Source organism: Arthrobacter sp. 10L430 (genome assembly GCF_056395245.1).
On sequence record NZ_JBFTJD010000018.1, the window covers coordinates 19,034 to 31,961 of the forward strand.

Sequence of the window (12,928 nt, forward strand, 5' to 3'; positions counted from 1 at the left end):
GGGGTGTTGCACTGGAGAGGTGACGCAGATGCGGGTTGTAACGACCAAGTCATCCGGGACGGTTTCAGCCGTCATGCTTCTGGATCCGGATGGCTCAGCGGTGGTCCCAGTCTGCAGGTTTCTGCAACACATCCTGGATTCCGGAGGCAGTCCGAACACTGCTGCTGCCTACGGTTTTGACCTGAAGAACTTGTTTGAATTCCTCGAGGAGACCGGCACGGACTGGGACGATTTCCGTCCCGCTGTGGCTTTGAACTTCTTGGGCTGGTTGAGGAAGCGACCGAGCCGGCGCCCAGCCCAGCGGCTTGGTCTTGCCGTGACCGGCCCTGCGGGGCGGCTACTGGCCGCGGCCACTGTTGCCCGGGTGCTGGCGGCCGTATCGAGCTTTTATGAGTGGGCCATCGTCGCGGAGCTGTTCGACGCTGAGAACCCCATGCGCCGACAACCTGATCGGTCTTTGACCATGGTGAGTGAGCGGCACCACCCCTTTACCGGTGGTGCAAGCCGGCAGCAGCCGATGCGGCGGCAGATCAGGGTCAAGCTGCCGCTGAGACTGCCGCGTCCCTTGGCCGCACCGGAAGTTGAGGCCCTGCTGAACAGCATGACCTGCCTCCGGGATCTGGCCATGGTCTTGCTGATGCTTGACGGAGGACTGCGCCCAGGGGAAGTGTTGAGCCTGCATCTTGAGGACGTTTCGTACGGGCGCCGGCGCGTCACTATCCGCAAACGTGATGACCATCCGCGCGGGGCGAGGGGGAAATCCCGCCAGGAACGCGTTGTTGATGTGCTCGAACCCCGCACCCTGGACGCCGTCAACCGATATGTCATGCGGGAACGCCCGTCCCAATCAGAGAGCCCGTTTCTATTCTTGGTCGGCGGCCGCGGTGCCCGATCGTGTGATCCGCTGTCGTACGACGCGCTGGTGCGGATGTTCGCCCGCCGGCTGAACAGGCTCGGACTGCGGGCGCCTGAGAAGACACCGCACGCCCTGCGTCATACACACGCGACCCTGATGTGGGAAGCAGGCATGCGCGAGTTGGCACTCCAACAACGCCTGGGCCACGCATCACCGGAGTCGACCCGGATTTACACCAGGGTTTCGGATTCACAGGTCCGCGACGAGTATCGTGCTGCCCTGGGTACCTTCCAGTGAACTCCGCGGCAGGGGCAACTGCACGAATAGAGGTTCCCAGGGAACGCCGTCACGCTACCGAGGCAGAGTACGGTGCCTGGGTCAAGGCGTTTATCCCCCACTACGCGGCCCGCTACCAGCGAATGGCATCCTATCGCCGGTTTGTTCTGGCTTGGCCTGATCTGGAGGACTGGTTCCGGGCGCCTCTTCTAGTCCGTGCCGGCTTCACCGGCGGACCCCTTCGCGCCACTGGGCGGACGGATACCTTCGACGCCAGCGGCTATCTGGTCTATTTAGCCCTCGTGCACGGCGTCGGGCTGGATTACGAGTTCCTGTTCGTCCGAAAGTACGCCCGGCTTTTCAGCATCCAGGCAGGCGGCGAGGGGCTCGGGGTGGATCTGGACCTTTTTGAGGCTCACACGAAGCGTCTGACGGAGTTGGGATACGGTCCGGAGTCAGCCCGTACGAACCTCACCTGGGCGATCGGCCGTCTCCTGCTGCATCGCGGTGACCCTGATATTACGGCGATCACCGCCGAGGACCTGTTTGATATGGCTGAGCAGATACGGTCCTTTGGCAAACGGGAAGACTTCGCTCAGCTTCGGGCCGCTCTCTATCAGAGGTCCCCTTGGCAGATGACCGGCGAGAACGCCGGAGAACGCTTCGCTAGGGCTCACCTGGCGAAAGTCCATTGCCTGCACGTCTTGCTGTTTAACATCGGGCAGGTCACCGACGCCCCGCTTGTCGGCACGAGGCGCCGCAAGGGCTGGGAAGAAAACCTGCTCCCGGAACCCTGCCCACCCCGGATCCGGGCAGTCGTTGAACGCTATCTCCTCACCCGCCTTGAGGCGCAGTTCGACCGCCCACAGACGGTCAGGATCGCCAGGGAAGGCTTGCGACGCTTCGTGAACTGGCTGGGACGTGAACACCCAGACATCACATCCATGGCTCAACTGGATCGGGCCTTGATTGAGGAATACCTCCGCTGGTTGCCCACATACCTGAGTCAGAACACAGGCCAACCGCTGCATGTGACCACCCGCAAGCACGAGATTAATGCCATCGGAGCGTTCTGCCGAGATACCAGCATGTGGGGCTGGGACGATGTTCCCGGTGGGCCACTGCTCACGACCCGGGACGCACCTCGCAGGCAGGAGACAATTCCCCGATACCTCCCTCGGCACGAGCTGGACGCCCTGATGAGCGCGATAGAAGGCCTCACCGACCCGTTGCAGCGAACCGCTCTGCTGCTGCTGCGATGGTCAGGTGCAAGACGGGACGAGATCCGGCGGCTTACCTGGGACTGCCTCGACACCTATGCCAGCGGCCACCCAAGGCTGCGGATCCCCGTCGGCAAAGGCCATTCTGAACGCCTCATACCTCTGCACGCTGACGCGGCCGTTGCGCTGCAGGAGAGAATCAACCAGGCCAAAACGATGAAGGCAGTGGCGCGGCGTGATCCCACCACCGGCCGGTTGGAGAACTACATCTTCGTCCGCAAGGGCAAACTCCTGTCCTCGGCCACCCTCTTCGATGACGCTTTTGAGAAGGCCTGCACCGCCGCCGGCCTCGTCGACTCCAAGGGAACCAGGACCGTCAGCGCACACAGACTGCGTCACACTCTGGGCACACAACTCGCCGAAGGGGGAGCGAGGATTCAAACCATCATGACAATCCTCGGCCACAAGAGCGCCTCGATGTCCATGATCTACAGCAGGATCTCCGACCCGGAAGTCCGCCGCCAGTACGAGGAGGCGTTGGCCTCAGGTCACCGGATTGCCGGTCCGGCCGCGGAAGCCCTGATGAACGGGACCCTCGACGACGAGTCTGTTCACTGGCTTCAAACCAACTTCCTCAAGACCGAACTCGAACTCGGCCACTGCCTACGGCTGCCCGCCGAAGGGCCTTGCGAATGCGAGCTGATGCTCACCTGCCCGAAATTCCTCACCACGAGTGAGTACGCTCCACGGCTCCGCGCACGACTCGATCGCGAGGAAGAGCTTGTTATCGATGCGGAGACCCATGGGTGGCCGCGCGAGGTTGAACGTCATCAAGCCACTCAGCGGCGCATCAAAGAGTTACTCAGCGATCTTGATGAAGACTTCATATCAAACTCTGGCTAGGCACCGTTGCCGCCGATTATGCTGTCGCAATGGCACCCCAGCGGATCGGCATATTCCTTCTCTGCGTGGGTGCCCTGAATGTGCTCATCGGGAGTATGCTCGCCATTCAAATCGCACCGGAGCGAGTTGGCGTCATGCCATACATAATCGTTGTTTGTGGCTTAGTTCTGATGTTTGCCGGTTACTACACAGGGAAGCGCAAAGCTTAGAGCCCGACACGCTTGGCCGGCCACGGATGACATCGGCAGGGCCACCAGCAGCCACACTTTTTGAACCGTCGGTTTCCTCCCGACGAAGGACTTTGCTTTCGAGCTGGAACCTGAGCACTGCAAGAGCGCCGGCCATATATCGTGGCGATCTTGCAATCCGAGGTTCCTGCTTAGACCCTTGACGACCACGAGTTGTCCACATAATTGAGTCGGATGAAGAGGCCACGGAGGAGCTCGAGTCGGTCATCATGGACGAACCTGATCAGCTTCTGCACGTCGCGCAGCGGCTGCGGGACCGGCGCGAAAGCGCTGCTGCCCTCGCCGTGCTGATCGCCAAACTGGAAGCCCAGGGCAAGACCGTCGTGGAGGACGCCGGACACTACGCGGACGACGACAACCTCTACGTTACCGCCGCCAAAAGGGAGGACGGGGAACCGGCCACCGAGGATGACGCCAACGCCGTTCTGATCACCACGGACTATCGGGGCCAGCACCGGACCCACGACGTGATCGCGGGGTGGAAGGAGACGGGTTTCGCCCCGAAGTACGAACGCTACGACGGCGGCCGCCCAGCGCAGAAAGGCCCCATGACCGAGGAGCAAAAGGCCGAGCGCAAAACCCTGATTGAGAACAATAAGGCGATGCTGTCCGCGCAGGTGGTGCGCCGTGAATTCGTGACCGGCCTGCTGGCGAAGAAGCAGCCACCCAAGGGCTGGCAGTACTTCACCGTCCACGCGATCACCCACCACCCCGAGACGGCCAGCGGCTACGACGGCGAGGTGGCTGCCGGCATGGTTGGGGCGAAGGTTGACGAGGCGAAGACCTGGGCGTGGAACCCGCTCCGGACGTACGTGGCGAAGTCCACGACACGGCCCGAATTTTCTTTGATCGCGCTGGTCTGCGCGGGGTATGAGAAGACGATCGCGAAGGACTCGTGGCGGTCCCCGTCCCAGACTCACAGGGACTACCTGAACCAACTGGTTCTTTGGGGGTACAAGCCCTCAACTGTTGAAGGGCTGATCATCGACAGCGGCAAGCCAGTCGAGGAAGAAACCCAAGCGGCCTAAATCAACCCTTGCCGGGCGGAACACCACCGCCCGGCAAGGGTTCCCGCCAATCACCACGGCCGGGCCGGGAACCTCGCAAACGTCGGGCGGTCCGCCGCCCGGGGGCGAACCACGGCAGCCACTCACCAGCGGCGGACCGCCGTTAGGCGCGGCCTGGGCAGAAGCACACCAGGGGTGCCGCGTATACCAACGTGACGGGTACCTGGTGTCGTCCTGGTCGCGGTGTTCAAAGGCCGCCGCCAACACACGGTTCCTACGCAGTGCACCCTCCATGGGTGCGCTAGAGTGAATGAAAGATTTCCTTTTGCCGAAGGACAAAAAAGGACCGGAATGTTCCGGTCCTTTTTTGTCTGCAGCGACCTTTCAGGGGTGTCAGCGCTGCGGCTTGGGTTTCACAACAGCGTGGGTTTTAGGCTCACTCTTCGCTGAAGGACGTGCCGGATTCCTGGGCGGCATCCTGGTCGGATCCGGCGGAGCGCTTTGCTGTCCGCCGGCGCTTTACCGCGGAGGGTTCAAGGCCAAGTTTCTTCAGTTCCTCCGCGCTCCATCCGTCCCGGGTGGCCTGCACGTAGGCGCGCTTGTCATCGCGTTCAGCGGCAACAAGCTGGTCCCGTAATTCAGTGATCCGATGGCGGCTCTTCACCAGGGCAGTGACGGATTCAATGCGGGAGTCCAGCAGCGCGCGGGCTTGGTTTCGTGTCTGTTCAATGTCGAGGGTAGCCATGGATCCAGCCTAACGATCATCCCGACGCCGGCCCCGCCGGACGCGCCCATCCTGGCATGACATGTTCACGTTCACCGGGGGCTCCTCCATCAGAAGGTCAGCGTTGCGTGGATCGTTGAACCAGTCCCGCAGATAGTCGTCCGAGTAGCTGACGGTTCGTGCTGTGAACTGGAAGTATTCGGGGCCGATGCCGCGCCGCCGCCACTGCCGCAGCTGCATCGGGGAGACTCCGTATTGCCTGGCCACTGTGGTAGGTGAGATGAGAGCCAAAACTGTACCTTTCGCTTGCCCTATGCCGCGTTCCTTTCGGCACGCTTGCCGAAACTTGGCCGGTGAAGGAATTGGCCAGTTGGAGCGGCCGGACCGTGGAATACCGGAGCGGAGCGAGGATATGCCGCGAAAGCCGGCTGTGGAGACTTGCCAAGGAAGGACCGGGCAGTAGCCTCAATCAGCCGAAACGGAACGACGCAGTCGTTTTGAATAAGTCAGACGCGAAGCGTCCAGCAGGGCAGTTCCCAAGCAGCATGGTTTGGGGAGCCGGCCGCACGCGTTGCCTCGTGTGGACTGGCCCGTTGGTGGGTGCGCACTGATCGAGGCTGTGCATATTCACCGGTCACGGTGGTGCGGTTCGTGCGGGTGGTGTCCTGGCGATTGTGTGCAGCCGGGCAGGTGGGTCCCGTCGTGCAGGTGTGTGCGGGAAAAGCCCGAAGGTCTGTCGCTTTTGCCGTGCACAGGTGTGCGAGGGGCTTAAGAGTTTCAGGGATCCCGATGCTATTTGCATGGGTTTTCGTCGTGCGGTTAGCGGTCAAAGGCACGGCCCGTGCTGATGCCGGCGTGAGTCCTTGCAGGTGAGGACGCCACAGCGGGAGAGGCGGTCCTGACCGCTTCGGCGGCGTGGCGGGGGAAGTCGAGCTGCGCAGTTTTCACAGCTTGCTGGTACTCGGGCGGGAGCTGTTGGGGTTGGCTTTCCTGGTGGTATTCGGCGAGGACTTCCGGGACTGATGTCCGCTGGTAGGCGTGCAGCAGGTCTGCCTGTGAGGGGATCTCCTGGGCGACCAGGTGGGCGATGTCATCGACGTGGGGCTGCAGTGCGGTGGGGACTATATCGCGGACTGATTCGATGACCGTCGGGAGGATCCCTTCCTGATAGGACGTCAGCTCCCTGGGCTTTGTGTAGTCCAGATACTTTGCCGCCTGCCCGTACCTGCCGGAGACGGGTTTCGACTCATAGACGGGCGCGAACAACTGCGCGTACGGACGCTCGAGGAGGGGAGTGGGCAGGAAGACAGGAGCAGTGAGTCGTTCTGCACCCTGCCGGATGTACGCGTTTGATCTGGTGGCGTTTCGGAGGTGGTGAGTTGCGACTTTGTCGAGGCAGTGCTCGATGTTTTCTGGCCGTTCGTCGAACCATTCGTCCGGCCAGTCATCGGAGGCTTCGATGGGCAGGCGTTCGTACGCCGCCTTGAACAGATGCTGACGCGGGGCCGGCGGATCGACCGGAAGGTCAATCGTGATCGTCCCGCCCCAGAATGACTCGGGATCGGGCTCGTAGGTGAGGCTGCCCGAAGGCAGCCAGTCGGTGTGCGTTTCCTGTGGACGCATTGTCTCCCCCTGGAAAAGTGTCGTGCCGGTGCCTCGACCCTAGCCCGATGTCTGGATGACCACCGACGCAACACGCCGCGGCGGTCCCAACTGAAAAAGCCGGAGCAAGCTAGGCGGTTATGTGCCATAACCCGCGTGTTGATCCACGGCCTGCGGTCCTGGATGCGGCACACTCGTGAGTGTGGCCCGGAGATTCCGGGGCGCTGCGCTGGGCATTGGGGGAGGGGGATCGGGATGACTGAAGAGGCGAAGTCGCCGCGCCGGTTCTCCCGCCGCCGCCGCGCGAACATTGACGGTGACACCCAGTACGTGCGGGTGTCGATGTCGGAGTTCGAGCGTGCTCAGTTGAAGGTGCTGGAGGAGCGGACGGGGCGCAGCCCGTCGGAGATTCTTGTCAGCGCTGCTTTGTACGCGGAGAACTCGGAGTCGCTGGCTGAGCGGCGGGCGATGGCTGTGGAATTCATCGCGGCCCGCCGCTATCTTGCTGCCCTGTCGAACAACGTCAACCAGCTCGCCCGTCACGCGAACGCCAAGGACGAATTCCCGGAAGCGGCCCGCACCGTTTTGACTCGGGTGCGTGCGGTCGCTGACCGGATCAATACGATGCTGGATTCGATGGTGCGCTGATGATTCCCAACATCACCAAGGGCACCCGCATGCATGGGCTCATCGCGTACCTTGCCGGTCCCGGCCGGGCGAACGAACACACCGACCCGCACCTTGTTGCGGGCTCACCGTCGATCATGGCCTGGCACAACGATGACGAACTGAACGCCGATGCCGCGCAGGCCATTGCCAAGGAATTGGACCGGGCCAGGAGCGTTCTGGGCGTGGAGATTCCTGGCGGGCATGTCTGGCACTGCTCCCTGTCACTGCGCGCCGAGGAAGGCGACCTGAGCGATGCGCGGTGGGCTGAAATTGCGCAGGACTTCATGGACGAGATGGGGTTCACCGAGACCAGCGGACGGGCCCCGGCCCAGTGGGTCGCGATCCGTCACGGCCACAGCAAAGCCGGAAACGACCACATCCATATCGCCGCCTCCATGGCCCGTGAGGACGGCACGAAGTGGAGCAGCTGGCGGGACTTCCCCCGGGCACAACAAGCCGCCCGGGAGCTTGAGAAGAAGTACGGCCTGGAAGAACTTTCACCCACGCATTCCACCCGTGGCCTCCGGCCCGGTGAACGTGAAGCCTCCGAGCGGCGGGGAGCCCCGGAACCGGAACGCCGGTCCCTGGAACGCAAAGTCCGTGCCTGCGCGACTTCCGCCCAGGATGAGGCCGAATTCATTCGACGCCTGCGCCGCACCGGTGCCCTGGTCAGGCCGCGGTACGCGTCCGGACGTGACGACGTCGTGGTCGGCTACAGCGTGGCAGAACGTCCCCCCAAAGGTGGCCGGCCCGTTTGGTTCGGAGGCGGTCACCTCGCCAAAGACCTTGCCCTGCCCAAGCTCCGTGCCGAGTGGCCAGACAGCCCACAAGGTGCCGCCGAAGCGGTCGCAGAATGGCAGGCAGCTGCACGTGGACGCCGCCCCGTCACCATCGGCCGCGAAGCACACGAACCGGACCCGCAAATGTGGGAGCAATACAGCGACGAAGTTGCACGGCTCCGCGAAACGCTGCGCTCGGTCCCATTGGATGATCACGCGACCTGGGCGCACGTTGCACGCGAGACATCCGGCGCCTTCGCAGCCTGGTCCACGGCAACTGAGGCAACGCCCGGACCACTCGCAGCAGCAGCTGACGAGCTGTCCAAGACAGCACAACTGCGGCGGTACCCCGTCCGGCCCATCCGCAGCGCAGGACCATCTGCCCGCGGAGCCTCGCTCATGCTCATGGCAGCTTCGATGGGCGGCACCGGAACCGCCGGGCAGGCAGTCATGCTGCGCCAGCTGCTCAACGTCGCCAAGGCCGTCCACGACTTGCACAAGGCATCAAATGATCTGCGCCGAGCACGCCAGATCAGCCACATGGTGAAGCACCACCTGAGCCAGGTCGCGGCCGCACTACCCAGTGTCCCTGCGGCCACACCCGCAGCGGATAGCGAAGCGGCCGCCGCGGTACGCGCGAGTACAGTCGGCCAGGTTGCCGGTCGGTCCGCTGGCTCGGTGCTACCGCCGAAATACGTGCAGGCACGCACCCACGCGAGCACCCGAAGCGGGAGTACCCGCCCGGACATTGAGAGATAACACCAAGGAGGGGAACTATGAGCGAATCTGACGGCATTGATGAGGCTCTTGAGGGAATGTCGCGCGTTGCGCTGACTGTCGCTGGCCGGCTCGGTGAGCAGGTTGCCAGGGCACGCGAGCAGGAGCTGCGCCGCGCCCAAGCGGCCGAGGAACAGCAGGCCCGCGAACTGCAGGCCCGGTTCGACGCGGAGCGGGTGGCGGCCCGTGCACAGCTCGCCCCGGTCATGGACAACCGGTGGTGGGACACGGCCACCGGCCGCGACGTCGAAAGGGCACATGAAGCGGCCACCGCGTGGAAGGACCACGACCCCGCGGCGCGCAACGCGGCCGAGCTGATCCGCGACCAGGTGCAGCGCCGCTACGGCTTGGACGTGGACAACCTCGGTGCCAATGAAGCAACGGTGGCGGAGGCCCTGGCTAAAGCTGAACGGGACCGCGAACAGGCAGAACAGGAACGCCGTACCGGCCGTGATGAAAACGCCCAAGCTGTGCAACTGCTGGCCGAGGCCGACCGGGAAGATCGCAACCGCGAACGAGACGTCACCGAAGACAACCAGCACCCTGAGGCGCTGCGCGAAGAGGCCGGCACCAAACACGACTCAGCCGAACGGCGCCAGGACTTAGCCGCCAGCCTGGAAGGCATATCCGACCACGAAGCCGTACAGGCACGGCTCAGCGCCGACCAGGACCAGGGCACCCCGCCCAGCGCCGCCGTGGCCAAGGGACCAAGGCGTAATCCGAAGGCCCGCAAGACACGCGGAACCAACGGCCAGACCAAGCTCCTGCAAAAAGGCATGGCCCGCTGAAGACGCGCACAAGAGGGTGATCCCTGTACGGGACCGCCGCGGCCGAGGAACAGCAGGCACCTAAGGCTGCAAAACCAAAGGCGCATCGGAGGCAAGACAGGCTAAAGGACCTCAGCCGATAAAAAGCGGCAAGTCAGTGCCGCCCGGCACGTCCGGTTGTGAAATCGCGGCGGCGGCCGCGTGGCCGGCCCTCGCGCCACCCCGGCAGGACTCCATCCAGCCGCGACTTCTTCTCCCGCGCCAGCTTGCCGTGGTGGTAGTTGATGCGCTGGCCGTGCAGCCACACCCCGAGAGTGCGCTCGACCGGATCATCAGTCTTCTGGTGCCGCGGCAATTCACCACTGGCCTTACGAAACGCTTCTACTTCCCTCAGCCGCCGCTGCCACCGGGCCTCGTCCTCCGCCCTACGAGGCGAGGCTTGATCCCAGCCGGGGATGACGCCCAGACCTTCGCGAAGGGCGTGGGAGAGGGTTCCCGCTGCTGATTCCCGCCGCCGACGGTACAACCAGTCGGCCAGGGTTTGCTCACTGGAGCATTTCGCGTGGGCTGCCGGCAAACGCCCTTCCGTCCGGTAGAACGAGAGCAGGTCATACATCCGTTGCAAAGCCGTATCGGACGGGACCTTTGCAGGCCTGGCCGCGGCATACTCGTCGCGAAGACCAGGATCTCTCTTCGCCGCGATCTGCAGGTGATAGCGGACAGTTGTCACTGCAGCACCGCAGACGTCAGCGATTTTCGTTGGCTCGATGCCCCGCCGGTACATCTCCACCCACTCCCAATACGGAGCAGAGCGCCGCGCATGCGGCACCGTTTCCTTCGTCTGAGCCACGGTCACCCCCCAACGGTTCTGCCCTTCACGGTAGCCTACGGACACATCGTCCGACACGGCCCGGCAGCCGACAAACGCGGGGGAGAGACCTCACCAGGTGGACCGCCGCGAGGGGCGGTGGCCCATGGACGGAAGGATGGTTTGTGCAGACAGTGTCTGCACGTTCTTCTTAGTCGTTCTCCCATTGGATGCCGAGGAGGTCGAATGCGGTGAGGAGCGCCGGGCTATCGTGCTGCAGATCCTCGACCTCCACGTCCTGAATGTTGGGAGTGACAGCTGGGTCTCCCGGGCGTTCGAACACTGCCCAGAGCTGCAGATCATCCCCGTGCCGGGACGCGAACGTCACACCGTCGAAGTCCGTCGTCTCGTAGAGCCAGGAGGCAACCGCCTGGGTCAGGCGCCGCGGCCGTGCGTCCTTCAGCGCCGCGGCGTCAAAATCATCGAGCCCCAGGCTCAGTGCCAGGCCAATGAAGTGTGGGTGCAGGGCAGCGATAGTGCTGGAGGCTGTCACCGCGCAATACCGGCCGGACAGTGCCGCGGAAGCTGCCGTGCGTTCATCAAGCCATTCCTTGGGAACGCTGCCCGGTGCGATGGTGGGATGCAGGACGTTGTCCTCATCGTCCTCGACGATGTCATCGAGTTCCTGGCTGAGCCTGGTGTCCTTGCGGAAATGCGCCAGAACCTCCAGCAGGCAGGCCAGCAGACTCGAGCCGGCGTAGACGGTGCGGAAGTTGCCGTGCAGATCGTCCCAACGGCCCGGGAACCGGCCGTCGGTGGCCCATTCCCAGCCGCTCCATGCCCACGGTTCGGGGCGGAATCCGACACGCCAAACCCGTCCCGCGGCTGCCAGCGCGGTCAATTCTCCAGAAACCACCCGATCAGCCCGCCGCGGCAAATGCCCGGGCGGCGGCGAGGACCAGCGGGCCTGCGTCCTCGAGTTGTCCTTCGCGGAGCAACCGCGCCGGCGGGGTATCGTCCAGCTGCGGGTTCATCCCCTGGAACCAGGCCTGCACGACAGCCCTTGAATCGCGCTCGGCGAGTAGGGCAGCCACATGGTAGGCGGCCCGAAGCCGCTGCATGACCTCCGCGGAGGGTTTCCGTTCCCCGTCCGCCCACTGCCGTACGGCGCGCGTTTCCTTCACGGAACCGATGTAGGCGACGAGCTTCGCTCCCAACAGATCCCGCAAATCGCGGACCAGCTCCGGCTCGGGTAACCGGATCGAGTCCTGATGGGCCTTTAGCCCGCCCCGGGCTCCTGTCACTGCAGTCATACTTCATTCTCACTTGCACAACACCAAATATCAATGGTGCAAACACAAGCAGGATCACATGGCAGATCCCAATTTGCGGGGGTATTCAGTTGTCTTTGGACCGACCGGTCGCAGCGGCGGACATAGTTTCCCAGCGCTTCTGGGCTCCTTGCCGGCTGATCCCGAACGCTCGCCCGATCTTGTCCCATGAGACGCCCGCCGCCCTGGCGGAGGCGACGGCGTCGTCGAGCTGGGCTTCGAGATCCTTCAGGCTCCGGCTCAGGGTGCCGATGGTGTGCAGCGACAGGTCCGGGGCGACATGCCGGTGCCACACATCCAGGAACACGGGCTCCAAGTCCTCCCGGTCACTGATATCAGCGGCGTCGGCGCTGGCCGGCGGTCCCGCGTAGATGCGCCCCGCGGCGACGTCCTCGTCAGCCGGATCCCAAACCCGCGTCCACAACGGGTCCAGGATGACGTGTTCCCGGAACGGAACACAGCTGCAGGCAACCCTCCAGCCAACCACCTGCGACGGCGGCCGCCACGCCTCGCGGGTCGGATCCTCCTCATGCCCAACCGGCCGGCCGTCGGGCGTCATCAGGTTGATCTCCATCCACCTGCCACCCGACCCGTACATACCGTCCGCGAAGACAGAAACCACATAGCCTTCATGCTCGCTGCCTTCAGTAAACCAGCCCATTCGCGCTTCCCTTCACCGCCCGCCAATTGCTACAGTGACAGTATGAACGCTAGCAACTTTTGTTGACAAGAGTAATAGCTATAGCAACTTTAGTTGACATAATCACAATTATCGGCGCTTTAGAAAGCGTGGGGGAGCGGCTCAAGAGGGGTTGCAGTCAGCGACATTTATATTGGTCCTTGTAACCAGAAAGGCGCACAACGACGTTGCTGCGGACCGAAGGGCTGGCCGACCAAGCCAAAGGCGATCTGAAGCAGGCCGGCGAGAAGGTCAAGGACGCCTTCAAGAAGGATTGACCAG

Annotated in this window: 12 protein-coding genes and 2 pseudogenes; 7 read left to right on the plus strand and 7 right to left on the minus strand. The window is 63.5% G+C overall.

What is annotated here, in order from left to right; genetic code table 11:
- Window positions 1–73: 73 nt before the first annotated feature.
- The 3 genes and pseudogenes from AC1DDG_RS15240 to AC1DDG_RS15250 all read left to right on the plus strand — a co-directional run.
- Window positions 74–1,153 (plus strand): tyrosine-type recombinase/integrase, encoded by a 1,080-nt coding sequence (locus AC1DDG_RS15240; protein ID WP_476876760.1) that lies wholly within the window; start codon window positions 74–76, stop codon window positions 1,151–1,153.
- Window positions 1,150–3,255 carry a tyrosine-type recombinase/integrase gene (locus tag AC1DDG_RS15245; protein ID WP_476876711.1) on the plus strand — a complete coding sequence of 702 codons (2,106 nt, stop codon included), beginning with the start codon at window positions 1,150–1,152 and terminating at the stop codon, window positions 3,253–3,255. Before AC1DDG_RS15240 ends, AC1DDG_RS15245 begins: the two co-directional genes overlap by 4 nt.
- A gap of 415 nt (window positions 3,256–3,670) precedes the next feature.
- Window positions 3,671–4,531 (plus strand): annotated as a pseudogene (locus AC1DDG_RS15250) (ParB/RepB/Spo0J family partition protein); the annotation flags it as partial.
- A 415-nt stretch (window positions 4,532–4,946) separates the two neighbouring features.
- On the opposite strand, the gene AC1DDG_RS15255 reads toward AC1DDG_RS15250, so the two are convergent.
- From AC1DDG_RS15255 to AC1DDG_RS15265, 3 genes are all read right to left on the minus strand, one after another.
- Window positions 4,947–5,255: a hypothetical protein gene (locus tag AC1DDG_RS15255; RefSeq protein ID WP_476876712.1), complete on the minus strand. Its 309-nt coding sequence runs from the start codon at window positions 5,253–5,255 to the stop codon at window positions 4,947–4,949.
- Between the two features lie 9 nt (window positions 5,256–5,264).
- Window positions 5,265–5,525: a helix-turn-helix transcriptional regulator gene (locus tag AC1DDG_RS15260; RefSeq protein WP_476876713.1), complete on the minus strand. Its 261-nt coding sequence runs from the start codon at window positions 5,523–5,525 to the stop codon at window positions 5,265–5,267.
- A 528-nt stretch (window positions 5,526–6,053) separates the two neighbouring features.
- The gene (locus AC1DDG_RS15265; protein ID WP_476876714.1) at window positions 6,054–6,857 is read right to left on the minus strand and encodes a hypothetical protein; all 804 of its coding nucleotides are present in this window, start codon (window positions 6,855–6,857) and stop codon (window positions 6,054–6,056) included.
- A gap of 234 nt (window positions 6,858–7,091) precedes the next feature.
- Here AC1DDG_RS15265 and mobC point away from each other — a divergent pair, with 234 nt between their 5' ends.
- From mobC to AC1DDG_RS15280, 3 genes are read left to right on the plus strand one after another with little or no spacing between them, the layout of a single operon-like run.
- A complete protein-coding gene (mobC, locus tag AC1DDG_RS15270; protein ID WP_476876715.1) occupies window positions 7,092–7,484 on the plus strand; it encodes a plasmid mobilization relaxosome protein MobC in 393 nt (130 codons plus the stop codon).
- Window positions 7,484–9,043 carry a relaxase/mobilization nuclease domain-containing protein gene (locus AC1DDG_RS15275; RefSeq protein WP_476876716.1) on the plus strand — a complete coding sequence of 520 codons (1,560 nt, stop codon included), beginning with the start codon at window positions 7,484–7,486 and terminating at the stop codon, window positions 9,041–9,043. Before mobC ends, AC1DDG_RS15275 begins: the two co-directional genes overlap by 1 nt.
- 17 nt (window positions 9,044–9,060) lie before the next feature.
- Complete coding sequence (locus tag AC1DDG_RS15280; protein ID WP_476876717.1) at window positions 9,061–9,849, plus strand: hypothetical protein; 789 nt, start codon at window positions 9,061–9,063, stop codon at window positions 9,847–9,849.
- Between the two features lie 133 nt (window positions 9,850–9,982).
- Here AC1DDG_RS15280 and AC1DDG_RS15285 read toward each other — a convergent pair whose 3' ends face one another.
- The 4 genes from AC1DDG_RS15285 to AC1DDG_RS15300 all read right to left on the minus strand — a co-directional run bounded on the left by AC1DDG_RS15285 (window position 9,983) and on the right by AC1DDG_RS15300 (window position 12,628).
- Entirely contained in the window at window positions 9,983–10,684 is a 702-nt protein-coding gene (locus AC1DDG_RS15285) for a helicase associated domain-containing protein (protein ID WP_476876718.1), read from the minus strand.
- A 163-nt stretch (window positions 10,685–10,847) separates the two neighbouring features.
- On the minus strand, window positions 10,848–11,537 hold the full coding sequence (locus AC1DDG_RS15290; RefSeq protein ID WP_476876719.1) for an RES domain-containing protein: 690 nt from the start codon (window positions 11,535–11,537) through the stop codon (window positions 10,848–10,850).
- A gap of 19 nt (window positions 11,538–11,556) precedes the next feature.
- Entirely contained in the window at window positions 11,557–11,949 is a 393-nt protein-coding gene (locus AC1DDG_RS15295) for a hypothetical protein (RefSeq protein ID WP_476876720.1), read from the minus strand.
- A gap of 85 nt (window positions 11,950–12,034) precedes the next feature.
- Window positions 12,035–12,628, minus strand: a complete 594-nt coding sequence (locus tag AC1DDG_RS15300) for a hypothetical protein (protein ID WP_476876721.1) — start codon at window positions 12,626–12,628, stop codon at window positions 12,035–12,037.
- Between the two features lie 209 nt (window positions 12,629–12,837).
- Between AC1DDG_RS15300 and AC1DDG_RS15305 the strand changes: the two are divergent.
- Window positions 12,838–12,924 (plus strand): annotated as a pseudogene (locus AC1DDG_RS15305) (CsbD family protein); the annotation flags it as partial.
- Between the last annotated feature and the right edge of the window lie 4 nt (window positions 12,925–12,928).